Raw genomic sequence first — 25,231 nt, forward strand, 5'->3', positions numbered from 1 at the left:
CACGAAGCTCGCCCTTCCGCCCGTGCGGGAGGGCGAGCCCGTACGTGACTTTCCTTCCGAGCCCGTACCTGATTTGCCTTCCGACTCTTCGTGGAGCCTGGTGTCCGACGTTCTCTCCACGGCGCCCCTCGCCGCCTCCGCCCGGGCCGAGCGCTGGCACGAGGCGGTGTCCCGTACCTTCATCCCGCTCGACGTCACCTTTCTGGAGCGGGAACCGTCCCCGGGAAGCATCGTCGGCCGGCGCGTCGGCGTACTCCAGGTCGCCCATGTCGAGGCGGGCCCGCAACTGGTGACGCGCAGCAGACGTCTCATCGCCCGTGACGGCCAGGAGTTCCTGACCCTCAGCCTCCAGCTGCGGGGTTCCTCACTCAAGGAGCAGGACGGCCGGGAGACCGTGATACGGCCCGGCGAGTTCTCCCTCTCGGATTCCTCCCGCCCGTTCAGAAAGAGACTCGACGAGAGATTCCGCTTCACGTCCTTCCATTTCCCCCGCCAGGCCCTTCGTGTGCCGGACGAGGATCTGCGGGCGGTGACGGCGACCGCGTTCCGTCCCGACGAGGCGAGCGCCGCACTGGTGTCGACGTACTTCACCCGCGTGGCGCGTGCGGCGGACAGTTTCGACGACACCGCGGGCCGGCAGGTCGCCGCCACGGCGCTCGACCTGCTGGCGCTGCTGATCGACGAGCGGCGCGGACGCCTCGCGCCACCGTCCTCGGAGACCGCCGCGGCCACCCTGGTGCGCGTGAAGGACCACATCGTGCGCAACCTGTCCGACCCGGAACTCTCCCCGTCAGGGATCGCCGCGGCACACTTCATGTCGGTCCGCTCCCTGCACCAGCTGTTCCGCTCCGAGGGCGTGACGGTGGGCTGCTGGATACGGCTGCAGCGCCTGGAACGCTGCCGACGGGACCTGCTGAGGCCCGAGGCGCAGTCGGGCGGCGTGGCAGCGGTCGCCCGCCGCTGGGGTTTCGTGAACCCCAGCCACTTCAGCCGCTGCTTCCGCGCCGCGTACGGGATGACGCCCAGGGAATGGCAGCTTGACGGTGCGTCGGACGGGGTGCGTATCGCCGTGACCGTGTGACCCGCCCGCTCCCCGACAACGCGTGCCGACGCCAACCATCTGCGTGATATACACATTCTCCACATCTTCTGCACGATCCATCGGCATGCTCCTGGGGGGAGTTCCGTGAGCACTACTGGCGCGGGCGGGCGGGTGCGTCCTGCCCACCCCGGAGACCCCGCCCGCATCGGCCCGTACCGGATCATCGGCCGTCTCGGCTCCGGCGGCATGGGCACGGTCCACGCCGGCCTCACCGACGACGGACTCCGGGTCGCGGTCAAGGTGATCCACCCCGCGCAGACCCAGGACCCGGAGTTCCGGGCGCGGTTCCGCCGTGAGGTCCAGCTCTCCGCCCGGGTGCAGGGCCCCTGCCTCCTGCCGCTGCTCGCCGCCGATCCCGAGGCCGCCGCACCCTGGCTGGCGACCGCCTACGCGCCCGGCCCCACCCTCAGCGAGCACCTGGCCGGGTACGGCCCCCTCACCGGCGGCACGCTGTACGCGTTCGCGACCGGTACGGCCCAGGCGCTGGCGGCCATTCACCAGGCCGGTGTGGTCCACCGGGACGTGAAGCCGCAGAACGTCATCCTCACGCCCGCCGGGCCCCGCGTGCTGGACTTCGGCATCGCCCACGCCGCCGACGGCACCAGCGTGACCCGGACCGGCGTCCTGACCGGCACCCCCGGCTGGATCAGCCCCGAGTACTACCGCGGGGGCACGGCCGGACCCGAGGGCGACCTGTTCGCCTGGGGCGCGCTGGTGGCGTACGCCGCGACCGGCCGTCTCCCGTTCGGTGCCGGCGCGCCGGACGCGGTCGCGTTCCGCGTCATGTCGGGGGAACCCGATCTGGACGGAGTTCCGCGGGAGTTGCGGGAGATCGTGGAGACGGCCCTCGCGAAGGAACCCGGCGAACGGACAAGCGCCGTGACGGCGGCGGACAAGTGTGCAGCGTTGCTCGCCGCGCAGGCCACCCAGGTCGTCGGCGGCGAGGTGGACCTGGGATCCACCCGCGCCGGTGAACCGGTCATGGCCCAGTGGGACCTGCCCACCCTGGACGATCCCCGCTGGCACGCCCCGGCGGCACCGTCCTCCCGGAAGCGGACCATCACGACCGTCCTCGTCGCCGCAGCCGTGGCCGGCGGTCTCGCGGGCGCCGTCATCGCCCTCCCCGGCAACAGAGGCGACCATGCCGCAAAGACCAAGGAGTCCACGGCCGGCGCGTCCCCGGCCGCGCAGGCGGACAGCACCGCACAGCACACCCGATCCGCCGCGCCCGACGGGACGACGGAACCGGCGCAGCCGGCGGTCGATCCCCGCAGGGCAGCCGTCCCGACCGACCCGCTCGCGGGGGTGACCGACCCCGCCTTCACCCGCGCCGGGGACGAGACCCAGCCCGGTGACGACGAGTGGCGAGTCAGTACCGGAGCGAGCACCGCGACCGAGCAGGACGTGGCGACCACGGTCCGGGACGACATGAGGACCATGCTCGCCACCAAGGACATGGCCTTCATGGAGCCCACGGTCACGTTCAGCAAGAGCGCACAGACGCTGATGGTGACCGGCGGCCCGATCTCCCAGCTTCCCGAGGACCAGCAGGAAGTGTTCCGCAGGAGCGGGGAGATGGCGGCCTGCACCGCCCTCGCCCGCCGGCTCGCGGACGACCCCACCGCCTGGCCCTACGGCCGCTACGCGGTCTTCTGGAAGGACTACGACACCGATCCCGAGCCGAACGTCCTCGGCTTCGGCGAGGCCACCGACGGGTGCTACAACCTGACCGCCGGGCAGTGGCAGGGCGACGAGTCCGGTATGGCGACCGCGCAGATACCGAGCAGCGACCGGGCGGAGATCCGCGTCGCCGACGCCACCGACAAGGCCGTCACGGCGGCCTGGAAGGTCCGGGTCGCCGAGGGCAACGGGGTGGATCCGGTGGCCGCGGAGAACGACATCAGCCTGGGCTTCGATCCCGTCGAGAAGGCCGCGTACGTGTGGATGCACGACCCCGACGGCACACTGATCGGCCGCGCCCAGCGGGACAACTTCCAGGACGTCGTCACCACCACCGCCTGCCGGAAGCTGGTCTCCGAGTACAGCAGCAACAAGGCGTGGCGGTACACCCGTTGGTCCGTCGCCGTGTGGGAGGGCAACAGCCGCTTTGCCGAGTTCACGGGCTCGGGGGACTGCATGAAGTGAGGGTCCGGGCCAGTCGCCCGCCGCCCTCGGCGATCATCACACACACGGCAGCCGCACCTCGACCACGGTCGGACCCCCGACCGGGCTGGACACCTGGACGCTGCCGTCCAGCGCGGCGACCCTGTGGCGGATGCCCAGCAGCCCGGTGCCCTCGCTCTCGTCCGCCCCGCCCGTGCCGTCGTCCCGTACGACGGCACGCAGTCCGGAGCGCAGGCGTTCCAGTCGTACCGCCCGTCGGCCACCGCCGTGCTTGGCGGCGTTGGTCAGCGCCTCGGCGACCGCGAAGTACGCGGCAGCCTCGACGGCGGCCGGGGGTCGAGGCCCCCTCCTCCAGACCGCCCGCCACCTCCATGGTCACCTCCAGCCCACTGCTGGCCGCCAGGGCCCGTACGGCCCCGGCCAGGCCACGGTCGGTGAGGATCGGCGGATGGATGCCGCGCACCACCTGGCGCAGCTCGGTGAGCGCCTCCTCAGCCTGGTCCTGTGCCTCGTCCAGCAGCCTGCGTGCGGTCTCCGGATCACTGTCGTACGCTCGCCGCGCCAGCCCGATCCGCATGGACAGTGCCACCAGGCGGGCCTGGGCGCCGTCGTGCAGATCGCGTTCGATACGGCGCAGTTCGGCCTCGTGCGCGGAGATCGCGTCGGCGCGGGTCGCGGCCAGCTCCTCGACACGGGCGGCGAGCAGGGCCCGGGGCGAAGGCCGCAACAGGGCCGTCGATCAGGCGGCCTCCAGGTCGGCGAGCCGGGTGATCAGCGGCAGCACGACCGGCGCGCGGCGCAGCAGCCCGCTCCGCACTCCGTCGACGACCAGACCCAGCGGCCACAGCGGCAATGCCAGGAGGACCAGGGCGCCGTAGACGTACGAGGCGATCATCCAGCGCACGTCGAGACGGGTGCTGGGATCGCGGACCGCGGTGCGCAGGCGTTGGCGCAGCGGACCGGTGAGCGGCTGGTACGCCTCCGGGATCTCACGGCCCGTCCAGGCGGTGGTCATGTGCCGCTTGGCTCCGGCGATCCGACGTATCAGCAGCACGGTCTCGGGCAGCATCCAGGCCCCGACCACGACGAGCGTGGCGACGGCCGTGAGAAGCAGCACGGTGATGAAGAGATACAGGCCGAAGACCATGACCGCGGCGAGGGTCAGGTGAACCGTGGCACGCCCGGCCTGCCGCAACGCTCTACCCATACGGCAACGCTAGGCGATCAGAGCCGGACGGTCGGGGGAGCAGGCTCCACCTTTGCCGCGCGTGAGAACGAGGGCCGGTTCTAGCCTCGACGGCATGACCACTGTGACCGCCGCCGTAGTCCAGGCCGCCGCCCCGCTGTTCGACACACCCGCCGCGCTGCACCGCGTCGAGCAGCTGATCCGTGAGGCGGTCGGGAGCCACCGAGCCGGCGTCGTCGTCCTGCCCGAGGCGTTCCTCGGTGGCTATCCCAAGGGCCTGGACTTCGGCATCACCGTCGGCAGCCGCACCCCGGAAGGCCGCGACCTCTTCCGCCGCTACCACGCCGCCGCCATCGAGATCCCCGGCCCGGAGGTCGAGGCGCTGGCCGCCGTCACCCGTGAGCTGGGTGTGCACGCCGTGGTCGGCGCGGTCGAACGGCAACGCGGCACCCTGTACTGCGTCGCCCTGTTCTTCGGCCCGGACGGCTACCTGGGCCTGCACCGCAAGCTGATGCCGACCGCCGCCGAACGCTACCTGTGGGGCCAGGGCGACGGCTCCACCCTGCCCGTCGTGGACACCGGCACGGCCCGCCTGGGCGCGGCGATCTGCTGGGAGAACTACATGCCACTGTTCCGTACGGCGATGTACGCCAAGGGCGTCGACCTGTGGTGCGCCCCGACCGTGGACGACCGTGACTCGTGGCAGGCCACCCTGCGGCACATCGCCCTGGAGGGCCGCTGCTTCGTGCTCGGCGCCTGCCAGTACCTGCGCCGCGACGCCCTGCCCGCCGACGTCCACCCCGTCCAGGGGGACGCACCCGGCACCGTCCTCATCGGCGGCGGCTCCGTCATCGTCTCCCCGCTCGGCGAGATCCTGGCCGGCCCGCTGCGCGACGGCGAGGGCATCCTGTCCGCCGCACTCGACCTCGACGACCTCGCCCGAGCCCGCTTCGACTTCGACCCCACCGGCCACTACGCCCGCCCGGACGTCTTCACCCTCCATGTCGACGAAACCGCCCGTGCGACCGTCGCTCCGACGCAGGGGTGATCCACTTCACCACTTTTTATCTGCGCGACGCAGTGAAGATGTGGGCTATTGTCTTCGTGACGCAGTTAATGTGCAGCGCAGGCATGACATGCGCTGCCCGTACACGTTCAGGAGTCCACATGCTCACCATCGCCGTCACCGGTGCGACCGGCGCCCAGGGCGGAGCCACCGCCCGTGCCTTGCTTGCCGCCGGACACCGGGTCCGCGCCCTCACCCGCACCCCCGCCGGACCGGCGGCCGAGGCCCTGCGCCGGCTCGGTGCGGACGTCCGGTACGCCGACTTCGACGACCGCCCCTCCCTGGACGCCGCCCTCGCCGGCGCCGACTCCCTCTTCGCGGTGACCACCCCGTTCGGCACGGACACCGCCACCGAGGTCCGCCAGGGCAGGACCCTGCTGGACGCGGCGGCGGCCGCCCGGGTCGGCCACATCGTGTTCACGTCGGCGGCGCACGCCGACCGCGGCACCGGCATCCCGCACTACGACAGCAAGGACGAGATCGAGCGCCACCTCAGGACGACGGGCGTGCCCTGGACGGTCATCGCCCCCGCGGCCTTCATGGACAACTTCTCCTCCGGCTGGACCCTGGAAGGCCTGCGCGAGAACACGTTCGCCTGGCCCATGCCGGCCGACCGCCCCCTCACGCTCATCCCGGCCTTTGACATCGGCGCGTTCGCGGCCCTGGTCCTGCAGCGCCGGTCCGCCTTCACCGGCCGCCGTGTCGACATCGCCTCCGACGAACTCACCGCCACACAGATCGCCGCGGCCCTGTCCGCCGCCACCGGCCGCCCCGTCACACACCGTGAGGTGCCCCTGTCCCACGTCCGCACCCACTCCGACGACCTCGCGGCGATGTTCTCGTACTTCACCACCACCGGCCTCGACGTCGACGTCACCGCCCTGCGCCGCGACCACCCCGAGGTCGGCTGGCACACCTTCGCCGACTGGGCCACCGCCCAGGACTGGCCCGCCCTGCTCGCCCCTAACCCGAAGGAACCCGCCCTGTCATGAAGCCCATCGGCTACTGGCTCAACCGCACCGACCAGGCCCTCACCCGGCAGATGGACGCCCTGCTCGCGGAGTACGGCCTCTCCCGCCTGACCTGGCAGGTCCTCAACGTCGTCCGCGCCGCACCCGGAGCCACCGACACCGAGGTCCACACCACCCTGGGCGCCAACGCCGACACCGTCGCCCTGGCCGCCGCCATCCGGACCGTCGTCACCGACGGCTGGGCGACACGCCCCGCCCCGGGCCTGCTCACCCTCACCGCGCAGGGCGACGCCCGCCTGGCCGCCGTCACCGAACGGGTCGCCTTCTTCCGGGAAGCGGTCATCGCGGGCATCTCGCTGGAGGAGTACGGCACCGCTGTACGCGTCCTGGAACGGATGACGCGCAACCTCGAAGGCGCACCGGTCGCGGCCTCGACCGGCTGACGGGCCGCTCACTCCTCGTGGGCGGGCATCCAGTGGTGCTCGACGAACCAGCGGCCGAACAGCGCACCCCCGTACACCACGAACCCGACGCCGATCAGCCACGACTCCACCACCAGCACGGTTCCGACCGCGCCGTAGCTCAGTGCGTTGGTGATGATGAGCGGGGCGAAGACGAGGAACGAGAAGGCCCTGAGGCCGACCAGGCCGAGGACCGTGGCGATCGCGCCCGGCAGCAGGGTGCGCCAGTGGACCTGGCCCCCGAGCAGGAAGCGCTGGCCCCACCAGAAGAACAGCACCCCGCTGATCACGGAGAGTGAGATCCGCTGCATACCGTGGATCGCCGTCCGCGTCTGCACCTCCTGATAGAGGTAGGCCATCAGCACCGCCAGCCAGGTCGCCTGCCGCCAGACCCGGTGCCAGGGCCCCGACGCGAGGTCCCAGATCCGCTCGTACCCGTTCTGCACGCTGCCCGCGAAGGAGATGCCGAACACCGCGAGCAGGATCAGGCTCAGCACACTGGTGGTGCCGATGACCTTGCGCGGGGGACTGATGACGTCGGTGAGCGCCTCGGCGGACGGCCCCGACAGTCCCATGCCGTCGGTGAGCCACGAGGCGAAGCCGCCCCGCACCAGCGGATCGGCAGCGGCGACCACGATCAGCAGCGGAGCCAGCGTCACCAGGGCCAGCGTGGCGAACCCCATGGCCCGGTGCATCAGCTCCAGTTCACGGCCGTGTTCGAGCAGGGCGCGCAGACGCAGCCACTCCCAAGCGCGGTGGAGGCCGCGCCGCCACTGCCTCACGGGTTCCTCCCGTGCCCTCGATGAGTCTCTGGCGGAGTCTCTGGAGACATGATCGGACGAAAGCCGTGGAATCGCCCGGCCGGACATGCCGAGTAGGCTCTTGCGCCCTGCCCGGATTCAGGAACCCGACTTGATCGTCTTCATGGTCAGGTGGGAGTCGATGCGCAGGACGCACGGCAGGCCGCTGAGCTTCTCGGTGAGGAAGGACTCGTAGGCGGCGTGGTCGGCGACGGCGACGCGGACGAAGTAGTCGGGGCGGCCGTACATGCGCCGGAACTCGATCACCTCGTCGAAGGCGGCCACGGTGTCCTCGAACTCCAGGAACGTCGTCCGGTCGTTGGCGCTGACCTCGACGTCGATGAGGACCTCCAGACCGCGGCCGAGGGCCTCGGGGTCGACGACTGCCCGGTACCCGGCGATGACACCCGCCTCCTCCAGCCGCTTGACCCGGCGCAGGCACGGCGGCGGGGTCAGCCCCACCCGCTGGGCCAGCTCGACGTTGGTCAGCCGGCCGTCCTGGCGCAGGTGAAACAGAATGTCCCGATCGATGGCGTCGAGTTTCACAACATTGCGCATAAGCCCAGCCTACGGACATTATCGGCAACTATATGACGTGACGTATTTCCTAAAATGTCTTCATGCGAACGTCCCCTGCCATCGCCGACAGCCCGGCCTCGCCTGCGCCGACCCCGCCGCCCCGGCCCCGATCCGAGGCGCGGGCCGCGTTCGAGGACTCCGCCTCCGTGGGCCTCGGCTTCGTCCCGCTCGGCATCGCCTTCGGGGTGCTCGTCACCCGCTCCGGAGTCGGCTGGTGGTGGGCGGGCCTGTCCAGCGCGCTCATCTACGGCGGGTCGTTAGAGTTCCTGCTGATCGGAATGGTCGCGGCGTCCGCGCCGCTGGTCTCCATCGCCGTGTCCGCGTTCCTGGTGAACCTACGGCACGTCTTCTACGCCCTGTCCTTCCCGCTGGACCGGGTGCAGGGGCGTCTCGGGAAGGCGTACAGCACGTTCGCCCTGTGCGACGAGGCGTACGCCCTGACCGCCGGGCGGCAAGCCCGCTCCTGGCCGAGCCGGCGCATCCTCTGGCTGCAGGTCTTCATGCACCTGTACTGGGCCGGGGGTGCCACCGCCGGAGCCCTGCTCGGGTCCCTCATTCCGGACAGCGTCACCGGGCTGGACTTCGCGCTGACCGCCCTGTTCACCGTGCTGGCGCTCGACGCCGTACGTGACCTGCGGGGCGATCTGCCCACCCCGCTGCTCGCCCTCCTCAGCGCCCTGGCCGCCCGGCTGCTGTTCCCCGGTCAGCTGCTGCCGGTCGCCTTCGCCCTGTTCACCGCCGGGCTCCTGGCCCGACACCTCACCACCCGCAGGAAGCCGAGCCATGCCTGACACGACCTACCTCGTCGCCGCGGTCCTGATATCCGCCGCGGTGACCTGGGCCCTGCGCGCCCTCCCCTTCGCCGCCCTCGCCCCGCTGCCGGCGAGCGGCACGGTCCAGTACCTGAGCACGCGCATGCCCGCCGGGATCATGGTGATCCTGGTCGTCCACTGTCTGCGCGACCTGCCGCTGACCCACGCCCGAGTGGCGGCCCCCCTGGCGGCCCTGACGGTCACCGTCGGCCTGCATCTGTGGCGCCGCAACGCCCTGTTGAGCATCCTCGGCGGCACCGCCGTCCATGTGACGCTGGCCAGCACGGTCTTCGCGCACTGACGGCCCGCGGACAGGGCGACGCCCGGTGAGACGGCCGGCCAGGAGAGAACCGACCGGCGTCGTCACCGGGGCGTTCGCGTCACCCGCCGGTGCGGGGGAGCGTCGGTCAGACCGTGCCGCTCGCGGTGATCGTGACCTTCGCGCTGGGCGCGCCGCTCCGGCTGCCCAGGCCCTCGATCTGGTCGACGAGCTTCTGCCCCTCGACGACCTCACCGAAGACGACGTGCTTGCCGTCGAGCCAGTCGGTGACGATCGTGGTGATGAAGAACTGCGAGCCGTTGGTGTTCCGGCCGGCGTTCGCCATGCTCAGCAGGTACGGACGGTCGTGCTTCAGAGTGAAGTTCTCGTCGGCGAACTTCTCGCCGTAGATGCTCTTGCCGCCGGTGCCGTTGCCCTTGGTGAAGTCGCCGCCCTGCAGCATGAACTGCGGGATGACCCGGTGGAACGAGGAACCGGCGTAGCCGAAGCCGTGCTCGCCGGTGGCCAGCTCGCGGAAGTTCTTGGCGGTCTTGGGAACCACGTCGTCGAAGAGCTTGAAAACGATCCGGCCGGCCGGCTCGTCGTTGATGCTGATGTCGAAGTACACGTTGTCACTCATGGCGATCAACCTACCGTCGTGGAGTCCCCCGACGTGCAGAAGGGTCTCCTTCACCATCTGGTGTCGCTCCGCGCCCCACCGACAAACACCGTGCCTCGCGCCCCACACACGTGGAAAATCCTCCCGTGGCCGAAGACTGGGTGTGGGACGAAACACTGTTCGCGGGCGCAGCCCCCTACTACGACCGCGGCAGACTGCCGTACGCCCCCACTCTCGTGCCGGTGCTGGCCGAAGCGCTCGGGCTCGACGGCACCGGGCGGCTCCTCGACGTGGGTTGCGGTCCAGGCACCCTGTCCGTGCCCCTCGCGTCCCTGTTCGCCGAAGTCGTGGGCGTGGACCCCGACCCCGGCATGCTCGACGAAGCCGCCCGCCGGGCCGCCGCTGCGGGCGGGGCCGCCAAGTCCCGCTGGGTACGGATCCGGGCCGAGGACCTCCCGGCGGACCTCGGCACCTTCACCGTGGCGGTCTTCGCCCAGTCCTTCCACTGGATGGACCGCGACCTGGTGGCGGCCACCGTGCGCGGCATGCTCCGGCCCGGCGGGGCGCTGGTGCACGTCTCGGACCTGAAGGGCGAGCAACTCGGCATTGAGGGCCTGCCCTACCCCGGTGTGCCGTACGGCGCCATCGACGAACTGGTCAAGCAGTACCTGGGACCGGTCCGCCGTGCCGGGCGCGGAGTGCTGCCCGACGGAACCCCCGGCGGCGAAGCGGCGATCATCGCCCGCGCCGGATTCCTGGGGCCCCGGCGGCATGTCGTCCCCGGCGGACAGGTACTGGAACGCAACGAGGACGACGTCGTCGCCGGCACCTTCTCGATGTCGTACTCCGCACCCGGCCTGTTCGGCGCGCGCCGTGCCGCCTTCGAAGCCGACCTGCGCCACCTGCTGCGCACGTCCTCCCCCAAGAGCCGCTTCTGCGAACGGGGGCCCAGCACCGAGGTGTTCGTGTGGCGAAACCCGTCCGTATCGGGGTGACCCTTGTTGCGGTGATCTTCTCCTTCTACCGACTGGCACGTACGCGGGCATCCAAGCGGAGGCCGCGCCGGCCGGCTTGGTTCATCTCACTCGGTCAGGGCACGCCGCAGGGTCGCGGCGAGTTCGGCGATCTGCCGCTGCGAGATCTCGGCCGACAGGATCGCCTGGGACCCGTGGAACGTGCCGGGCCACTGGTGCAGCTCGACCGACACGCCCGCCTGCAGGAGGCGCTGCGCGTAGGTGATGTCCACGTCGCGGTACGGACAGAACTCCGCGGTGGCGATGTGGGCGGGGGGAAGCCCGGTCAGGTCGGTGGCTCGTGCCGGGGCGGCGTACGGTGTGGCGGTTGCGGAGCCCAGCCAGTGTCGCCACGCTGCGGCCATGTGGGCGTGGCCGCCTCCGAGCGTCGCGGCGACGGGATCCGTCGACCATGTCTCCTGCCGGTCGTCGAGCCCCGGCTGGTTGAGCAGTTGGAAGCGGATCGGCGGTCCCTGCTGGTCACGCGCCCGCAGCGCCACCGCGGCCGCCATGGCCCCGCCGGCACTGTGCCCTCCGACCGCGATCCGGGCCGGGTCGATGCCGAGTTCGGCCGCGTGCTCGGCCGTCCAGGTCAGCACGGCGTAGGCGTCGTCCAGGGCGGCCGGGAACCGGTGCTCGGGAGCCAGGCGGTAGCCCACCGAGATCACCGTCGTGCCGGAGGCGGCAGCGAGCCGGGTGGTCCACGGGTGATCGGTGTCCAGGTCGCCCATGACCCATGAGCCGCCGTGCAGCCAGACGATGGCGCCCTGCGCCCCCTGCGGGCGATAGATCCGCACCGGCACGTCCGGGTCGGCGGGTACGGTGCGATCCTCGATGTCCAGGCCTGTGGTGTCCGGGATCGGTGCCGCGGCGGCGCGCGCCGCGTAGTTCTTGCGGTCGGCGATCGGGTCGCTCAGGTCGACCTGGGGGACCAACGGGATGAATGCTTCGAGTTCGGGATCCATGTCGGTCATCCTCACAGCCACCACCCCGGGGTTCATCCGCCAGACGTCGGTCATCTCGCCCCGAACGCACGCCGGTTGGCGCACCCGTCGGCACCTATCCTTGCGTCATGGAGGCACTGGCCGAACGGCTGTCGCACCTGGACACGCACGTCCAGGGCGCGATCCGCGTCGTCACGTTCTACGACACGCTGATGCGCCGCCGCGTCGACCTCCCGGCGCTCGCCCGGGCGTCGGCGGCCCTGGCCGAGTGCGTGGCCGGGATCCGGCTCCACGGCACGGCGCGCGCGATCCGCATGGCGCCCGACGGCAGGGAGGCGTCCGCTCCGCCGGCACCCGCGTCCAGCACGGCGCCGGTCGTCCTCGACGAGGAGGAGATCGGCAGTGTGTGGCTGGAGCGCCCCGGCCCGCCCGGCCCGCTCGACGAAGTGCTCCTCGACCGGCTCGCCATCGCCGCCGCGGCCGTGGCCGAGCGGTACGGCCCGGCCCGCACCACCATGGCCGACCCCGCCCTCGTCGAACTGGTCGTCAGCCCCGACTGTGACGAGGCCGCCAGGGCCCGGGCGCTACGGCTCCTGGGGTTCGCCGCCGACCTGCCGCTCCGCGTCGTCGCCGTGCGGTCTCGGGTTCCGCTCGACCGGATCGGCGGCCTGGTCTGCCCGGCCCGCCCGGTGAAGGCGGCGACGCTCGCCGGCATGGGTGTCATCCTGGCCACCACCGTGGACGCCGACCGCTTTCCGGCGGACGTACGCGCCGGCATCGGCGCCGCGGACAGCCCCGACCGGTCCTGGCGGGAAGCCCGCACCGCCCTCCGCCTCACCACCGCACGCCGACCGGTCGTCCAGCACGACGACCTGGGGGCGTTGGCACTGCTCGCCCGGATACCCGAGGACGCCGCGCGGGACAACGCCGACGTGGCCGCGATCGCCCGTATCGCCGGCAACCCGGAAGACCTGGAGACCCTGGACGCCTACTGCGAAACCGGCTCCCTGCGCCGGGCCGCCGACTGTCTCCATCTGCATCACAGCAGCGTCGCCCGCCGGCTCGAACAAATCGGAAGGACCCTGGGTATCGAACTCACCGAGCCCACCGGCCTGTTGCGGGCCAGGCTCGCCCTCACCGCATGGCGGCTGCTCGACGACTGATCACCCGGCGTGCCTCCGCCGGCGAAGGTGCTCGACGGCCAGCCGGGCGGCCGTGCCGATCACGGAATCCGCCTGTGGCGTCCCCGTACCGGGCCCGGTGGGCCTGGTGAACACCGCCACCGCGAAACGGGAACCGTCCGGGAACCGCACGACTCCGGCGTCGTTGCTCACACATCCGGGAACCGTGCCCGACTTGGCGGCCACCCGCACCTCGGCACCGAACCCTGCGGCGATCTTGCGGGTCAGCCGCTGCTGACCGATGACGGTCCGTACCGCGGCGCAGGCGTCGGCGGGCCCGGCCTCGTCCCGCCAGATCATCCTCAGCAAGGCGGCCATCTGCCCGGCCGTCGCGCTCGTGATCCGCCCGGGCCGCAGGGACGGAGTGGACAGCGCGCGCTCCCATATGCGGTCGGCATCCCGTGGCGAGCCCGCCTCGCGCATCGCGCGGTTCATCTCCGCCCACCCGGCGAAGCCCGTATCGCGGCCGATCGCGTCGAACTCCTCCTGGATCGTGCCCGCCAACCGGATCCGGTCCAGGCCCAACGCGGCCAACCGTGCATGAATCCGCGGCACCGACACCCGACGGATCACCACGTCGGTCGCGGTGTTGTCGCTGATCGTCACCATCATTCGGGCGACATCGCGCAGCGAGACCTCGGCCTCGTCCTCGAAGATGCAGAAGCCCTGGCCGCCCGGCGTGGCCCGCGACGGCGACAGCCGGACCCGCTCGGCCAGGTCCAACTCGCCCTCAGCACCCTGGCAGAACAACTCCAACGCCACCGCGATCTTGAACGTGGACGCGGCGACCGCCAACTCGTCGTCGCCCAACACCACCCGCCCGGGACCGTCGACGTCCAGGACAGCCACACTGCCCTGACATCCGGCCTCGGCGAACACCTGCTCAAGTCGGTCCTCGATCATCCGCCCACGATCACTCACCCACCCCAGGCCGGGGGACGATTCGCCAGCGGTGAACAGTGAACGGCCGGGACGGCCCATGCTTCCCGAACCGCCTTGAGATCACGCGGTCTTGCGGGCCACCCCTCCGTAGAAGCCGATCTCGGCCGACCTCGGCGGAGGCGGGGTGTCCGGGCGCCAGAACGGGACCTGGGCCAGGCCGGGCTCGACCAGTTCGAAGCCGTCGAAGAACCCCTCCACCTCGGCGCGGGACCGCAGGTTCAGCGTGGCGGTGGCCTTGTTGTAGACGGCCTGGGCGGCGCTGCGGTCGGCGAAGTCGCCGGTGGCGTGCGAGAGCACCAGGAAGCTGCCGGCCGGAAGCGCGTCGCGCAGGGCGGCGACGGCCTGCGCGGGCTTCTCCGCGTCGGTGAGGAAGTGGAGGACGGCCACGAGGAGGAGCGCGACCGGCCGGTCGAAGTCGATGGCCCGGCGGACCTCGGGGTGGTTCACGATGGCCTGGGGGTCGCGTACGTCGGCGAGCACGACACTGGTCGCGCCGGAGCTGCTGAGCAGCGCGTTGGCGTGCGCGGCCACGATCGGATCGTTGTCGACGTAGGCCACGCGGGCGTCCGGCGCCAGCTCGTGGGCGATCTCGTGCACGTTCGGCGAGGTGGGCAGCCCGGTGCCGATGTCGAGAATCTGACGTATCCCGCTGCTGACGAGGTACCGGACGGCGCGCCGCAGGAAGGCGCGGTTGGCCTGCAGGCCTATGCGCACCTCGGGTGCGGCGGCGGCCAGTTCGTCGCCGGCCCGCCGGTCCACGTCGTAGTTGTCCTTGCCGCCCAGCAGGTAGTCGTAGATCCGCGCAGGGTGCGGCCTGCTGGTGTCGATCTCCCCGACGCTGAAGCCGCCGTCCTGTCCCACACCGCGCTCCTCTCGACGACCGCCTCGGCCCCACCCGCGAACGGTTCACGACAGCTTCGCACATCAACTCCCATGCCCGGACGCGTGGTTGTGCTTTGCGCGCAGGAGCAGGACGGTGACGTCGTCCGTGTACTGCCCGGACGGCCACGCGTGCCGGATGAGGCTGTCGGCGAGGTGCTCGAGGTCGGGGTCGGCCGTGCCCGCCAGGTGCTGGAGCAGGCCGGACGTGGTGTCCGCGGCGTCGCGTCCGGGACTTTCCACGAGCCCGTCGGTGTACAGGGCCAGGGTGGCTCCGTCGAGCAGCGGGGTGGCGGTGACCGGGTAGTGCACGTCCGTGCCGATGCCCAGGGGCGGCCCGGGCTCGATGTCCAGAATCCGTCCGCCGTGCTGAGCATCGTGCAGGAGTGGGGGTACGTGACCTGCGCTGGCGAGGGTCAGCCGTCCCTGGGCCAGGTCCACGTGGGCGTAGAGGCAGGTGACGAGCAGGTCGGATTCCAGGTGCGCAAGCAGCCGGTTGGTGCGGGACAGCACCTCGTCCGGTGCCGCCCCGGCGGTCGCGTGGGCGTGGATGGCGGTGCGGACCTGTCCCATGAGGGTGGCCGCGGCGATGCTGTGGCCCTCCACGTCGCCGATGACCGCCGCGACCGTGGTGTCGTCGAGGGGGAGCAGGTCGTAGAAGTCTCCGCTGACATCGAGCCCGTGCCCGGCCGGCAGATAGCGGGCGGCGAGTTCGAGGCCGGGCAGGGTGGGCAGGGTGCGGGGCAGCAGAGTCTGCTGGAGTTCGTGGACGAGACGGTGCTGGGCGTCATAGAGGCGGGCGCGGTCGAGCGCCTGGGCAATGAGACGGGCCAGCGGCGTGAGGACCGCGCGCTCGTCGGCCGTGAACGTGTGCGGACGGTCGTAGGACAGGATGCAGCAGCCCACCGGCTCGCCCGTGATGACCAGGGGCAGGAAGGCCCAGGCCTGCTTGCCGCTGATCTCGGGCGCCAGGGGGTGGCTGCGTGCCATGTCGGCGGGGCTGGCGAAGAAGGCGGGCACGCCGCTGGTGAGCACCTGGCCGGCGGGGGTGAGGTCGGTGTCGAGGGGGAGGACGTCGAGGCGCTCGACGATGTCGTCGGGGTAGCCGTGGTGGGCGGTGATCTTCAGGCGGCCCGCTTCTGCCGCGGACAGGACCATGCCCTGGGCTTCGAAGGCGGGGAGGATCTGGTCGGCGATCAGGGTGGCGACGTCGCGCACGGTCACCGTCTCCGTGAGAGCAGCCGCCAGGTGGACCACCTGGTAGAGACGTCCGGTCGGTGCCGCCGCGGGCCGCCGCGCGTCGGGCGCCGCCGAGTCCGCCGGCTGCGCGGGCGCCGCCGTGCCCGTCGGCTGCTGGGCGCACGGGGTGATGCGGACGCTGATACCGCTGGTGTCCGGGTGGAGACGGAAGGTCAGCCACTGGTCGGGCGGCCGGAGCGCGTCGAAGGAGAGTGGCGTACGGCTGACGACGGCGGTGCGGTACTGGTCCTCGTACGCGGGGTCGTCCAGCCAGCGCAGTGCCTGCCAGGGCCGAGCGCCCAGCAGCTGGTCAGCGGGGCGCCCGAGGAGCCGGGCGGCGCTGCTGCTGACGAAGGTGACACGGCCCTCCAGGTCCAGGGCGAGGGCGCCCTCGGGCAGGCGATCGAGGTAGTCGGCCGCGGCCATTGCGGTCTGGGTCGGGTGGCGTACGGCTTCGAGGGGCCAGATTCTCGGCTGCTCGGGAATGCCGGGTGGCCGAGGGGCGTCGTCCAGCAGGCGGGCCAGCCGGTGTGCGCTGGCGATGAGGTGGCCGCGCTCGCGCGGGGAGGCCTCCTGAGGGTGGTCGCCGGGCCACATGAGAACGATGCCTCCCCAGCACCGGTGCACGCCGGTCAGGGAGGCGGCTGCGAGCGCGAAACGGTAGGGCAGGACGGCCGCGGTGATCGGATAGCGGCGGGCCATCTCCTCCTGGCTGCCGATCCACACCAGCTGGTCGTCACGGATCGCGTCGGCGACCGGCACAGGGGCGGTGAGCGGCAGGCGCTGCCAGGTCTGGCTGAACTCGACGGGCAGCCCGCACAGCGCCACCAGGCGCAGCATCGGCTCCGACTCCTCGATCAGATAGAGGCCGCCGATCACGGCGCCGGTACGGCGCATGACGTCCGTCAGACCCGTCCCGAGCGCATCGTCCAGTGACCCGCCACCCTTCGGCAGATCACCGGGCCGCATCGTGCTCTCCGCTCACTTCCGGGCGGCGCCACCGATCCACGCGTCGACGTGTCTGTGCATCGGCCGCGCGACGCAAATATTGCCTTATCGGGACCATATGCCCGATCTGGATCACTGCCAAGGCGGACGGCCCGACCAAGATCAGACTGCCTGGTATCGTCCGGCGATCGAAGGCGAGGCCCCGACCGTCCTCGCCGTTCACATACCAGGGGGGTCATGTGTCCACGTCCTTTTCGAGTCCGTCCCGTCGTCACCTGCTGACCGGGAGCGCCGGGTTGGCGCTCGCCGCGTCCGCCGGGTCCCTGATCGCGCCCACCCGCGCCGCCGCGGCCGAACCGGCGACGGCCGCGCTCTACCAGCTCAAGCCGCCGCACCTGCTGGAGGCCGAGACGCTGGTGGAGTACTTGCGGCTGCGTGCGAACCAGTGGGACCACAACCGGTACAACGTCGAACAGACCAACGGTGAGAACCTCGGCAGAACCCAGGTGACCTGGGGCCGTCCGGGGCACCCGGAAGAGTTTGAGAACCTCTCCCAGTGCGCCTCGTTCATGACGAGCCTGCTGCAGCGCTCCTACGGCGTCGACACCGCGTACGGCTGGGCCACCACGGCCTACTTCAACCAGTACTTCCCGCCGAAGGACACCTTGCCCCGCACCACTTCGTTCCCCAACGCCGAGGATCTGCAGGCAGGCTTCCTGAACGCCTCCGACGTGCCGCACATCGACCCGGTGACCAAGCCGGTGAACCTGCGTCCCGGCGACATCGTGGCCTGGGACTACGACCCCAACGCCAAGAGCAGCCCCTACACCGGGCACACCGTGATGATCCGTGCCTACCTCGGCACCTTCGCCTCCTCCGTCGACAGCAAGCTGGGGATCACCGGGGTCGTCCCGCACCTCTTCCAGATCGTCGACTGCACCAACAGCCCCCACGGCGGACCCGACCTCACCAGCCAGTCCAGCATCGACCGCTACCGTTCCTACCCGGACAGCCGCGCCGAGATCGCCGATGACAACACCACCTACTCCGAGCACAGCGGCGTGGGCTACGGGCACATGATCTTCTACGCGGACCCCGACACGTCCCTCTTCGTCGGATACCGCTGGAGCGTCAACTCCGCCACGCCGCAGGCCGCGGTCGCGCAGCCGGTCACGGGCAAGAAGCAGATCGCGGCGGGCCGCGTCAACGCTTTCCTGGTGTAGCCGGGCGGATCCGGGCTGCCGGCCGCCCAGGCGCCGGGTGTGGGCGGAACCGAGCGCCGGCCGGCCGGTGGCGCAGCACCGTGGTGCGCTGCCGCACTGCGGCCGGCGACAGTGCGATCGTCAAGTCGTTCGCCGACGAGCCGGACGCCTTGCGCTCGTTCACCTCCAAGGCCGCCGATCTAGGCGAGCCGACCTCACCCGGCTGACTGCCCGGTACGACAAGGGACTGCCGTCCTGGGCGGACGAGCCGTGGATCGAGCGGAACGCCGCCGACCTGCTCCCGCTGCCGGCCGAGGCCGGAATCACCGCGCCACCGGAACTACCGGCCGAGCCGGCCCGGATCGGGACGGCGGGCGGTGAATGCCCTTCTCCAGTTGCTGGTGCGTCTTCAGGCTTCCGGAGGGACTGGCCGAGGAGATCGAGCAGGCCTGTCGCACGGTGGTCGTGACCGCTTATCCCGCCCTCGCGACGACACGGTGTGGGAGGCCGGCATGCGCATGGCACCGCGCAGGACCGGCCGATGCACCGGACCCGGCGTCCCGTACCGACGGTGCGTCAGGTACTGCGACACCGTTGGGAGATGGCGAGCAGGATCCAGGAGTTCCCGGCGTTCGCAAAGACCATGGAACTGCTGCTGCGTAAGGTCGCCGGAGGGTGGCAGACCGCGCCCCTGCCGGGATGTCCCGCGTTCGGGGGCTGAGCCCCCGGCCGGGTGTGGTGGGACCGGACGGCGCAGCACGGCGTTGCGAGGCGCACCGCGTCCGACGGCCGATGCCTATGGTGGGACGTGAGCAGCAGCGACGCAGAGCCTCGTCGGCGGGGTGGCGGACGCCCTGGGTACAAGTCCGCGGCGGGCGTCTTCGCCATCGGAATGATGGGCACCACCCTGCCCACACCGCTGTACGGGTTGTACCGGGAGCAGATCGGGTTCTCCGAACTCATCGTGACGGTGGTGTTCGCCGTCTACGCAGTGGGCGTCATCACCGCCCTGCTGGTCGCCGGCGGCTTCTCCGACGTGCTGGGACGGAGGCCGGTGCTGCTGGCCGCGCTCGGCCTGGCCGCCCTCAGCGCGGTCTGCTTCCTGTTCGAGGTCGGACTGCCGCTGCTGTACGCGGGCCGGGTGCTGTCGGGCTTCTCGGCCGGTCTGCTCAGCGGTACGGGCACCGCGGCCGTACTCGAACTGGCCCCGCCCGCCAAACGCGGCCGTGCCGGGCTGGCGGCGACCGCGGCCAACATGGGCGGTCTGGGACTCGGCCCGCTCATCTCCGGCTTGCTCGCCGAGTACGCCCCGTGGCCGCTCAAGCTTCCGTTCGCCGCCCATCTGGCGCTCCTGGCCGTCGCCATGGTGGTCGTCTGCCTGCTGCCCGAGACCGTGCGCCGTACCGTTCCGCGGCCGTCGCTGCGGCCGCAGGGCATGAGGGTTCCGCCGGAGGTGCGCGAGGTGTTCGCTCCCTGCGCCCTCGCCGCCTTCGCGGGCTTCGCCATGCTCGGCCTGTTCACCGCCGTCGCCCCGGCCTTCCTCACGCAGACACTGGGGGAGCACAACCTGGCGGTCGCCGGTGGCGTCGTCTTCTGCGTGTTCTGCGCCTCGACCGGTGGCCAGCTGCTCATGGGCCGGGTCGGTCCGCGCCGCGCCCTGCCCGGGGGCTGTACGGTGCTCGTCGCCGGCCTCCTCCTCATCGCGTCCTCGCTGCTCCTGGAGTCCTTCCCGTTGCTGCTGGCCGGGGCGGTGACCGGTGGCGTGGGGCAGGGGATGGCGTTCCGCGCCGGGCTGACCGAGGTGAGCACCGCCGCGCCTGCGGCGCACCAAGGCGCCACCATCTCGGCGTTCTTCGTCGTCGCGTACGTGGGCATCTCGTTGCCGGTCGTGGGGGTGGGCGCCATGACGCTGGCGCTGGGGCTGCGCGGAGCCGGGCTGGTGTTCACGGCGTGCGCGGTCCTGCTCGTGACGGCGGTCGGCATCCGCGTGCGACGGAACCTGTCCCCGGCCACCGCCCGGTCCTGAACCGAGGTTCGGGCCGGTCGGGCGAACGTTCCGCGGTCCTCCGGCGTCGAAGGAGAAACTGCCCGCACAGGTGAGAGGCCCGAACATGACATCCGTCCGTCTGGTTCCCCGGTCCGCGCTGCCCCGCCTCGCACTGATGGCGGGGCTCGTCTGGGCAACCGCCGCGTGCCAGGGGGAGGCCGACGTCAACAGAGCGGCGCAGGCGGAGAGCAACGCCTGGAAGGAGCCGTCGGCGTACACGTACACCCTGAAGTCGAGCGGGGGAGAACGGCTCCTGATCGGCACCTTCCGGGTGACCGTGCGGGAGGGGAAGGCGGTGCGTGCGGTGGGGCTGGACGAGCCGGGCCGCAGGGTGGTGAAGCAGTCGCCCGGGGCGGTGCCCACCATCGGCGGATTGGTGAAGGAACTGGAACAGGCCCGTCGTGATGGCGCGGACACCGCGGATGCGGAGTTCTCGACCACAGGCTATCCACTGCGCATCACCCTGGACTGGTCGGCGAAGGCCGTCGACGACGAGGCCGAGTACGCGATCAGCGACTACGTGGTCGGGCGCTAGCGCAACTCTGCGGAGAGGGCAGGATTCGAACCTGCGTGGGCCCCGTGGGGCCCGACCTTGAGGCGTGCTCATAGGTCCCCGATAAGCCACTCCGGGCACCTCTCCCCGTGTCCGGCCTCCGGTTTCCCGTGCCGTTCACATGAATGAGAGTGGCAGGAGCCGCTGACCCGGGCCTGACACACCGCTGACACGACCATCGTGTCTCGCCCTCGGCAGGATGACCGGGTATGGAGACATGACCGTAGCTACCTCATACGAGTGACCTCGCCGGATATGTGATCTTCGACGTCTCGTCCCGTGTTTGGCTGCCGGCCATGACGACGACGGACGAACTGCCCTACCCCAGCGGCTGGTTCTACTTGGCACGCGCACGCGAACTGGCCCCCGGCAGTGTCCTGACCCGCCGTTTCCTGGACGAGGACATCGTCCTCTCCCGCACCCGTGGCGGCCGGCTCCGCGCAGTGCGTCCCCACTGTCCGCACCTCGGCGCGCATCTCGGGGCGGGCGGCACCGTGCGGGGCGAGAACCTGGTGTGCCCCTTCCACGGCTTCGCCTTCGCCCCCGACGGCACCTGTGTCGGCACACCCGACGGACCGCCACCGCGGGCCTGCCTGGAGCAGCACACCCTCAGCGAGCGCAACGGCCTCGTCCTCGCCTGGTACGACCCGGAGGGCGCCGCACCCACCTGGGAAGTCCCCGACACCGCCCACGCCGGAGTCGTACCGACGGCCGCCTGGAGCACGGAGGTGCGCACCCACCCGCAGGAGATCATCGAGAACACGCTCGACCACCGGTATCTGCCCGTCCCGCACCATGTGGACGTGCAGGAAGTCGACTTGCCTAACGCCCAGGGCCCTCTCCTGCACACACGGCCGCGCCTCGGACCGGACCGGCCTCCCGCCTTCAGGCACAGGATCCGGGCCGACCGCACGTTCCTGATGGCAGGGCTGGGATACCTCCGGGTCGAACTGCCCATGCCCTCGCTCGGTCTCGTCAGCTACCTGTGGGCCATGCACACACCCACCGGGCCCCGCCGTACCCGCATGCTGGTCGCGACGGCCTGCGCGGACCTCCGCAGACCGGAAGCCACCGGAGCGTCGCTCCCACGGCACGGCCTGCACCGAGCCTTCGCCCGGGCGATGTTGAAGACCGCGGTCGGCAAGGTCCGCCAGGACCTGAGGAACTGGAACACCAAACGGTACGAGCCGCGCCCTCGCCTCGCGGTGAACGACGAGGGCATCGGCCTGTTCCGCCACTGGGCCCGCCAGTTCTATCCGTCATCCTGAAGGGCCTCTTCGCGCGGCTTTCCTCAGGGCAGGGTCCGGCACAGCAGCGCATCGGGTCCCGGACGGCTGCCGAAGCGGGTGGTGAAGGCGATCCCGGCGGCGTACTCGTTCGCCGCGCACTGGCCCTTGTAGTCGCCGTGGGCGAAGTCGCCGCCCGCCCCGTTGGCGGGGCGGTTGTCGGACCGGTCGAACCACACGGTGCGTCCCGTTCCCGACAGCGCGGTGCGGCCCGGCACGCACAGCGCCGCCGACACACGCTCCCCGCGCAGGCTGTAGCCGATCAGGAAACCGCCCTGCGGGCACTGGAGTTTGGTGTACCCGGACGCCCAGTCGCCGCCCGCGGGGACGTAGCGCTCGTCGACGACGACGGTCTGACCGGCGGCGGAGGCCCGCAGGTCGGCTGTGCCGGTGTCGGTGCACAGGCCGCGGCCGGTGGTGTGGCTCAGGCCGATCAGCCGCAGCCCGTCCGGGCAGGCGGCCTTGTAGGCTCCCGAATCCCAGTCTCCCGTGGCCCGTACGCGCAGGGACTCCACCGCGTCGGCGTGGTCGGTGCTCAGCATCCGCCACACCGGAACGGCCGCGACGGGACCGGCCGTGCTCGGCGCGGACATGAGGTGCTGCCATGCCGTACTGCGCCAGTCGCCGGGGTCGAGGATGCCGTCGCGGTGTCCCGCGGTGTCGTAGCGCAGCAGTGCCCAGTCGTCGTGCCCGGCGAAGCCAACCAGCGGCCAGTACGCGAAGTCGGCGTCGTGGTCGGCGAAGTAGTCGGTGACGTTGCCGAACCAGGTTCGCGCTGCCGTGTTCGTCTCGTTGCTGCCGAGGCCGAACTCGCTGACCCACACGGGTGCGGTGTAGTGCCGGCCGCTCTCCTCGACGAAGAACGCCTCGTCGTCGAGAGCCGCGGCGAGCTGGTCGCGGGTCAGGTCCTGGTAGCGGGGGTCGTGCGTCTCGCCGATGCCGGTGGCGCCGCTGTGGTGGGGGCCGGTGTAGCCGTAGAAGTGGGCGGAGTAGACCAGCTTGTGGGAGTCGACGAGGGTGTGCGAGAGGGTGCGGGCGGGGGTGAGCATCGGTCGGCCGTGCGGTAGCCCGTCGACGGGCACGCCGGTCCAGTTGATGCCCTCGATGACGATGAGGAGACGGGGATTGGCCTCGGTGAGGATCCGGTCGGCGGCGAGCTGGGCGGCCGCGTACCAGTCGTGGTTGTCGCCCAGGCCCCAGTTGGGGTCGTCCAGGACGTCGCGTCGCACCTCGTTGTACAGGTCGGCGCCGACCACGCGGGGCACGGCGGCGTAGCGGCGGGCCATGAAGACCCAGTCGTCGGCCCACTGCTGTGTGGACTGCCCGCTGTTCCACCGCTCGTTGCCGTCGACCCCGCAACACCAACGGGACGTGTTGGTGTGGTTGTTGAGGATGACGGCGAACCCGCTGTCGCTGAGTGCGCCGACGACGGCGTCGTAGATCTGCAGGGGCGTCCTGCCCCGCAGTTGCGGGTTGGCGCTCACGGCGTTGTCGGGCACCGGGGTCGTGCTGTGGATCATCTCGTTGGAGAACGGCAGCCGGATGGTGTTGATGCCCAGCTGGTGGAAGTCGGCGAGCAGCCCGTCCAGCGGGACGCGGTCCAGGCCGAGCGGAATGCCGTAGGAGTCCTGGCCGGCGTGGTGGTTGGCGGGGTCGGCGATGCTGCCGCTGCCCGTCCACGAGCCTTGTGCGCCGTCCCAGTTGGCCGCCTTGAGGCGGAAGCGGTTGCCCTGGGCGTCGACTATGTAGCGGCCCTGGGCCGACAAGGGCGCGGCCCAGGTGGCCGAGGCCGTCACAGCGGCGGGTGAGCGCGGTGGCGGTGTGGTGGCGGACGCCGTTGCCGTCTGCGCGGCCACGAGCAGGAGGCCCGCGGCTGTTGCGGCCAGACGCAGGACAGCTGGTGCTATCGACATGTGGACAGCCCTCGGTAGTTGGGGGGTGCCGCCTGGGGCGGGTGGTGTGACTCCGAGGATGCAGGGTGCCCGATGGGGCTGAGAAGGTCCACACCTGATGCGCCGTCACGGGGCCCCTGCCGCACCCGTCCCCGTGCCGGGTGGCGTGGTGCCCGCCAGAAAAGTCGAACGCCGGCCCGCTGGAGCCCTCGCCCCGGCCCATGCCCCGGCGGGCGCTGAGCCAGACCGAGACCCGGCCGTCGCGCCAGCGGGCGCGGTTGTAGGCGAGGGACAGCCGGGTGCCGCTCTGCGGGACCTCCTCCTCGTTGACGTAGTACTGGTGCCCCTGGTCGAGGCCCTGCCACAGCAGTGAGGTCCGCGGCGGAACGGGCAGGCCGGTGACGGTGCTGGGCATCGCGGCCCGCTGCAACCGGATCGCCCGGTCCTGACCCGGCACATGCACGGGGATGAACGGGATCCAGTGCTCCGGTACGGAGTTCATGGCCCGGTACGCCAGGGCCGCCGCCGGAGCCGGCACTGTGGGCGGTGTCCGCAGCCGCAGCCGGTGGGCCAGCTCCTCGGCGAAGATCTCGGTGCCGCGCCGGGCCGGCCACATCGCCACCGTGACCCGTGACCCCGACTGGATGGACCTGTGCGCGGTCGGGGAGGACGGTCGGGTGTACGTGGCGTGGTGGCACGGGAGCTGGAACGACTGGCAGCCGATCGGCTCGATCGGCTGATCACTGACGAAATTCCGGTTGATCCTTTCCGCCATCCACCGAGAGATGCCCCGTTCGGGCGCGGCGTGGCATATGAACCGGGGTAGGAGCTGCTCTCGCCTTGCTGCGCCTCCCGGAGGAGTATGGAAGGTGAGTGAACAAAAGCGAGCAAAGGGGGCCCGTCATGAAGACCGGAGCCTCGGATTACGACGCCTGGCTGTACTCGCACACCCCCTCCCAGGCCGAGGGCGAGCGCGACGAGCCGGCCGAGCGCGCAGCCATGGAGCAGCACCCGGACGTCCCCAGGACCGAGCCGTCCCAGGCGGAGGGAGAGCGGCCGCAGGACGCCGACTCTGCATGATCACCGATCGGTTTCGTCCCTTGGGCATCCACCTACAGGGCGGGCC

General features: G+C 71.3%; 23 protein-coding genes and 2 pseudogenes. 15 read left to right on the plus strand and 10 right to left on the minus strand.

Annotated elements, in window-relative coordinates:
• Nucleotides 1–100 precede the first annotated feature (100 nt).
• Nucleotides 101–1,081 (plus strand): helix-turn-helix domain-containing protein, encoded by a 981-nt coding sequence (locus ACFY3C_RS07925; protein WP_390770138.1) that lies wholly within the window; start codon nucleotides 101–103, stop codon nucleotides 1,079–1,081.
• Between the two features lie 105 nt (nucleotides 1,082–1,186).
• Complete coding sequence (locus tag ACFY3C_RS07930; protein ID WP_390770139.1) at nucleotides 1,187–3,247, plus strand: protein kinase; 2,061 nt, start codon at nucleotides 1,187–1,189, stop codon at nucleotides 3,245–3,247.
• 36 nt (nucleotides 3,248–3,283) lie between these two features.
• On the opposite strand, the pseudogene ACFY3C_RS07935 reads toward ACFY3C_RS07930, so the two are convergent.
• A pseudogene (locus tag ACFY3C_RS07935) lies at nucleotides 3,284–4,433 on the minus strand (histidine kinase).
• A 94-nt stretch (nucleotides 4,434–4,527) separates the two neighbouring features.
• Here ACFY3C_RS07935 and ACFY3C_RS07940 point away from each other — a divergent pair.
• The 3 genes from ACFY3C_RS07940 (at nucleotide 4,528) to ACFY3C_RS07950 (ending at nucleotide 6,892) form a co-directional block, all read left to right on the plus strand.
• A complete protein-coding gene (locus ACFY3C_RS07940) occupies nucleotides 4,528–5,460 on the plus strand; it encodes a nitrilase-related carbon-nitrogen hydrolase (RefSeq protein WP_390770140.1) in 933 nt (310 codons plus the stop codon).
• A gap of 119 nt (nucleotides 5,461–5,579) precedes the next feature.
• Nucleotides 5,580–6,470 (plus strand): NmrA/HSCARG family protein, encoded by an 891-nt coding sequence (locus tag ACFY3C_RS07945; RefSeq protein WP_390770141.1) that lies wholly within the window; start codon nucleotides 5,580–5,582, stop codon nucleotides 6,468–6,470.
• Nucleotides 6,467–6,892, plus strand: coding sequence for a MarR family winged helix-turn-helix transcriptional regulator (locus ACFY3C_RS07950; protein WP_390770142.1), 426 nt, complete (start codon nucleotides 6,467–6,469; stop codon nucleotides 6,890–6,892). The genes ACFY3C_RS07945 and ACFY3C_RS07950 overlap by 4 nt, the downstream gene beginning before the upstream one ends.
• An 8-nt stretch (nucleotides 6,893–6,900) precedes the next feature.
• Here the strand turns inward: ACFY3C_RS07950 and ACFY3C_RS07955 are convergent, their stop codons facing one another.
• Nucleotides 6,901–7,692, minus strand: coding sequence for a ribonuclease BN (locus ACFY3C_RS07955; protein WP_390770143.1), 792 nt, complete (start codon nucleotides 7,690–7,692; stop codon nucleotides 6,901–6,903).
• A gap of 117 nt (nucleotides 7,693–7,809) precedes the next feature.
• A complete protein-coding gene (locus ACFY3C_RS07960) occupies nucleotides 7,810–8,268 on the minus strand; it encodes an Lrp/AsnC family transcriptional regulator (RefSeq protein ID WP_390770144.1) in 459 nt (152 codons plus the stop codon).
• A 62-nt stretch (nucleotides 8,269–8,330) separates the two neighbouring features.
• On the opposite strand from ACFY3C_RS07960, the gene ACFY3C_RS07965 reads away from it, so the two are divergent.
• Nucleotides 8,331–9,080 carry an AzlC family ABC transporter permease gene (locus ACFY3C_RS07965; RefSeq protein ID WP_390770145.1) on the plus strand — a complete coding sequence of 250 codons (750 nt, stop codon included), beginning with the start codon at nucleotides 8,331–8,333 and terminating at the stop codon, nucleotides 9,078–9,080.
• The gene (locus ACFY3C_RS07970) at nucleotides 9,073–9,402 is read left to right on the plus strand and encodes a branched-chain amino acid transporter permease (protein WP_390770146.1); all 330 of its coding nucleotides are present in this window, start codon (nucleotides 9,073–9,075) and stop codon (nucleotides 9,400–9,402) included. The genes ACFY3C_RS07965 and ACFY3C_RS07970 overlap by 8 nt, the downstream gene beginning before the upstream one ends.
• Before the next feature lie 106 nt (nucleotides 9,403–9,508).
• Here the strand turns inward: ACFY3C_RS07970 and ACFY3C_RS07975 are convergent, their stop codons facing one another.
• Nucleotides 9,509–10,000 (minus strand): peptidylprolyl isomerase, encoded by a 492-nt coding sequence (locus ACFY3C_RS07975; protein WP_386577664.1) that lies wholly within the window; start codon nucleotides 9,998–10,000, stop codon nucleotides 9,509–9,511.
• A 125-nt stretch (nucleotides 10,001–10,125) separates the two neighbouring features.
• On the opposite strand from ACFY3C_RS07975, the gene ACFY3C_RS07980 reads away from it, so the two are divergent.
• The gene (locus ACFY3C_RS07980) at nucleotides 10,126–10,974 is read left to right on the plus strand and encodes a class I SAM-dependent methyltransferase (protein ID WP_390770147.1); all 849 of its coding nucleotides are present in this window, start codon (nucleotides 10,126–10,128) and stop codon (nucleotides 10,972–10,974) included.
• Nucleotides 10,975–11,060: 86 nt separating this feature from the next.
• Here ACFY3C_RS07980 and ACFY3C_RS07985 read toward each other — a convergent pair whose 3' ends face one another.
• Complete coding sequence (locus ACFY3C_RS07985) at nucleotides 11,061–11,957, minus strand: alpha/beta hydrolase (protein WP_390770358.1); 897 nt, start codon at nucleotides 11,955–11,957, stop codon at nucleotides 11,061–11,063.
• Nucleotides 11,958–12,064: 107 nt separating this feature from the next.
• Between ACFY3C_RS07985 and ACFY3C_RS07990 the strand changes: the two genes are divergently transcribed.
• Nucleotides 12,065–13,099 carry a PucR family transcriptional regulator gene (locus ACFY3C_RS07990; protein WP_390770148.1) on the plus strand — a complete coding sequence of 345 codons (1,035 nt, stop codon included), beginning with the start codon at nucleotides 12,065–12,067 and terminating at the stop codon, nucleotides 13,097–13,099.
• Here ACFY3C_RS07990 and ACFY3C_RS07995 read toward each other — a convergent pair whose 3' ends face one another.
• The 3 genes from ACFY3C_RS07995 to ACFY3C_RS08005 all read right to left on the minus strand — a co-directional run bounded on the left by ACFY3C_RS07995 (nucleotide 13,100) and on the right by ACFY3C_RS08005 (nucleotide 17,146).
• Nucleotides 13,100–14,020 carry a serine hydrolase gene (locus tag ACFY3C_RS07995; protein WP_390770149.1) on the minus strand — a complete coding sequence of 307 codons (921 nt, stop codon included), beginning with the start codon at nucleotides 14,018–14,020 and terminating at the stop codon, nucleotides 13,100–13,102.
• 99 nt (nucleotides 14,021–14,119) lie between these two features.
• Complete coding sequence (locus ACFY3C_RS08000; protein WP_390770150.1) at nucleotides 14,120–14,920, minus strand: SAM-dependent methyltransferase; 801 nt, start codon at nucleotides 14,918–14,920, stop codon at nucleotides 14,120–14,122.
• A gap of 63 nt (nucleotides 14,921–14,983) precedes the next feature.
• Nucleotides 14,984–17,146: a SpoIIE family protein phosphatase gene (locus ACFY3C_RS08005; RefSeq protein ID WP_390770151.1), complete on the minus strand. Its 2,163-nt coding sequence runs from the start codon at nucleotides 17,144–17,146 to the stop codon at nucleotides 14,984–14,986.
• Nucleotides 17,147–17,421: 275 nt separating this feature from the next.
• Between ACFY3C_RS08005 and ACFY3C_RS08010 the strand changes: the two genes are divergently transcribed.
• The 3 genes from ACFY3C_RS08010 to ACFY3C_RS08020 all read left to right on the plus strand — a co-directional run bounded on the left by ACFY3C_RS08010 (nucleotide 17,422) and on the right by ACFY3C_RS08020 (nucleotide 20,909).
• Complete coding sequence (locus ACFY3C_RS08010) at nucleotides 17,422–18,348, plus strand: hypothetical protein (protein WP_390770152.1); 927 nt, start codon at nucleotides 17,422–17,424, stop codon at nucleotides 18,346–18,348.
• Nucleotides 18,349–19,135: 787 nt separating this feature from the next.
• Nucleotides 19,136–20,353: an MFS transporter gene (locus ACFY3C_RS08015; RefSeq protein ID WP_390770153.1), complete on the plus strand. Its 1,218-nt coding sequence runs from the start codon at nucleotides 19,136–19,138 to the stop codon at nucleotides 20,351–20,353.
• Between the two features lie 85 nt (nucleotides 20,354–20,438).
• Entirely contained in the window at nucleotides 20,439–20,909 is a 471-nt protein-coding gene (locus ACFY3C_RS08020; RefSeq protein ID WP_390770154.1) for a DUF6174 domain-containing protein, read from the plus strand.
• A gap of 10 nt (nucleotides 20,910–20,919) precedes the next feature.
• On the opposite strand, the pseudogene ACFY3C_RS08025 reads toward ACFY3C_RS08020, so the two are convergent.
• Nucleotides 20,920–21,014, minus strand: a pseudogene (locus ACFY3C_RS08025).
• A 209-nt stretch (nucleotides 21,015–21,223) separates the two neighbouring features.
• Here ACFY3C_RS08025 and ACFY3C_RS08030 point away from each other — a divergent pair.
• On the plus strand, nucleotides 21,224–22,195 hold the full coding sequence (locus ACFY3C_RS08030) for an aromatic ring-hydroxylating dioxygenase subunit alpha (RefSeq protein ID WP_386577674.1): 972 nt from the start codon (nucleotides 21,224–21,226) through the stop codon (nucleotides 22,193–22,195).
• 23 nt (nucleotides 22,196–22,218) lie between these two features.
• On the opposite strand, the gene ACFY3C_RS08035 is transcribed toward ACFY3C_RS08030, so the two are convergent.
• Nucleotides 22,219–24,126: a cellulase family glycosylhydrolase gene (locus ACFY3C_RS08035; RefSeq protein ID WP_390770155.1), complete on the minus strand. Its 1,908-nt coding sequence runs from the start codon at nucleotides 24,124–24,126 to the stop codon at nucleotides 22,219–22,221.
• Between the two features lie 446 nt (nucleotides 24,127–24,572).
• On the opposite strand from ACFY3C_RS08035, the gene ACFY3C_RS08040 reads away from it, so the two are divergent.
• On the plus strand, nucleotides 24,573–24,845 hold the full coding sequence (locus ACFY3C_RS08040) for a hypothetical protein (protein ID WP_390770156.1): 273 nt from the start codon (nucleotides 24,573–24,575) through the stop codon (nucleotides 24,843–24,845).
• 163 nt (nucleotides 24,846–25,008) lie between these two features.
• The gene (locus tag ACFY3C_RS08045) at nucleotides 25,009–25,185 is read left to right on the plus strand and encodes a hypothetical protein (protein WP_386577677.1); all 177 of its coding nucleotides are present in this window, start codon (nucleotides 25,009–25,011) and stop codon (nucleotides 25,183–25,185) included.
• The last annotated feature ends 46 nt before the right edge of the window (nucleotides 25,186–25,231 follow it).

This window comes from Streptomyces sp. NPDC001410 (assembly GCF_042895235.1).
Taxonomy (GTDB): domain Bacteria; phylum Actinomycetota; class Actinomycetes; order Streptomycetales; family Streptomycetaceae; genus Streptomyces.

What these genes read in the sequence shown, in the direction of transcription:
- ACFY3C_RS07940 (WP_390770140.1), top strand. Translation starts at nt 4,528, where the DNA reads ATGACCACTGTGACCGCCGCCGTAGTCCAGGCCGCCGCCCCGCTGTTC.
- ACFY3C_RS07945 (WP_390770141.1), top strand. Translation starts at nt 5,580, where the DNA reads ATGCTCACCATCGCCGTCACCGGTGCGACCGGCGCCCAGGGCGGAGCC.
- ACFY3C_RS07950 (WP_390770142.1), top strand. Translation starts at nt 6,467, where the DNA reads ATGAAGCCCATCGGCTACTGGCTCAACCGCACCGACCAGGCCCTCACC.
- ACFY3C_RS07960 (WP_390770144.1), bottom strand. Translation starts at nt 8,268, where the DNA reads ATGCGCAATGTTGTGAAACTCGACGCCATCGATCGGGACATTCTGTTT.
- ACFY3C_RS07965 (WP_390770145.1), top strand. Translation starts at nt 8,331, where the DNA reads ATGCGAACGTCCCCTGCCATCGCCGACAGCCCGGCCTCGCCTGCGCCG.
- ACFY3C_RS07970 (WP_390770146.1), top strand. Translation starts at nt 9,073, where the DNA reads ATGCCTGACACGACCTACCTCGTCGCCGCGGTCCTGATATCCGCCGCG.
- ACFY3C_RS07975 (WP_386577664.1), bottom strand. Translation starts at nt 10,000, where the DNA reads ATGAGTGACAACGTGTACTTCGACATCAGCATCAACGACGAGCCGGCC.
- ACFY3C_RS07985 (WP_390770358.1), bottom strand. Translation starts at nt 11,957, where the DNA reads ATGGATCCCGAACTCGAAGCATTCATCCCGTTGGTCCCCCAGGTCGAC.
- ACFY3C_RS07990 (WP_390770148.1), top strand. Translation starts at nt 12,065, where the DNA reads ATGGAGGCACTGGCCGAACGGCTGTCGCACCTGGACACGCACGTCCAG.
- ACFY3C_RS07995 (WP_390770149.1), bottom strand. Translation starts at nt 14,020, where the DNA reads ATGATCGAGGACCGACTTGAGCAGGTGTTCGCCGAGGCCGGATGTCAG.
- ACFY3C_RS08005 (WP_390770151.1), bottom strand. Translation starts at nt 17,146, where the DNA reads ATGCGGCCCGGTGATCTGCCGAAGGGTGGCGGGTCACTGGACGATGCG.
- ACFY3C_RS08020 (WP_390770154.1), top strand. Translation starts at nt 20,439, where the DNA reads ATGACATCCGTCCGTCTGGTTCCCCGGTCCGCGCTGCCCCGCCTCGCA.
- ACFY3C_RS08030 (WP_386577674.1), top strand. Translation starts at nt 21,224, where the DNA reads ATGACGACGACGGACGAACTGCCCTACCCCAGCGGCTGGTTCTACTTG.
- ACFY3C_RS08035 (WP_390770155.1), bottom strand. Translation starts at nt 24,126, where the DNA reads ATGTCGATAGCACCAGCTGTCCTGCGTCTGGCCGCAACAGCCGCGGGC.
- ACFY3C_RS08040 (WP_390770156.1), top strand. Translation starts at nt 24,573, where the DNA reads ATGAACGGGATCCAGTGCTCCGGTACGGAGTTCATGGCCCGGTACGCC.
- ACFY3C_RS08045 (WP_386577677.1), top strand. Translation starts at nt 25,009, where the DNA reads ATGAAGACCGGAGCCTCGGATTACGACGCCTGGCTGTACTCGCACACC.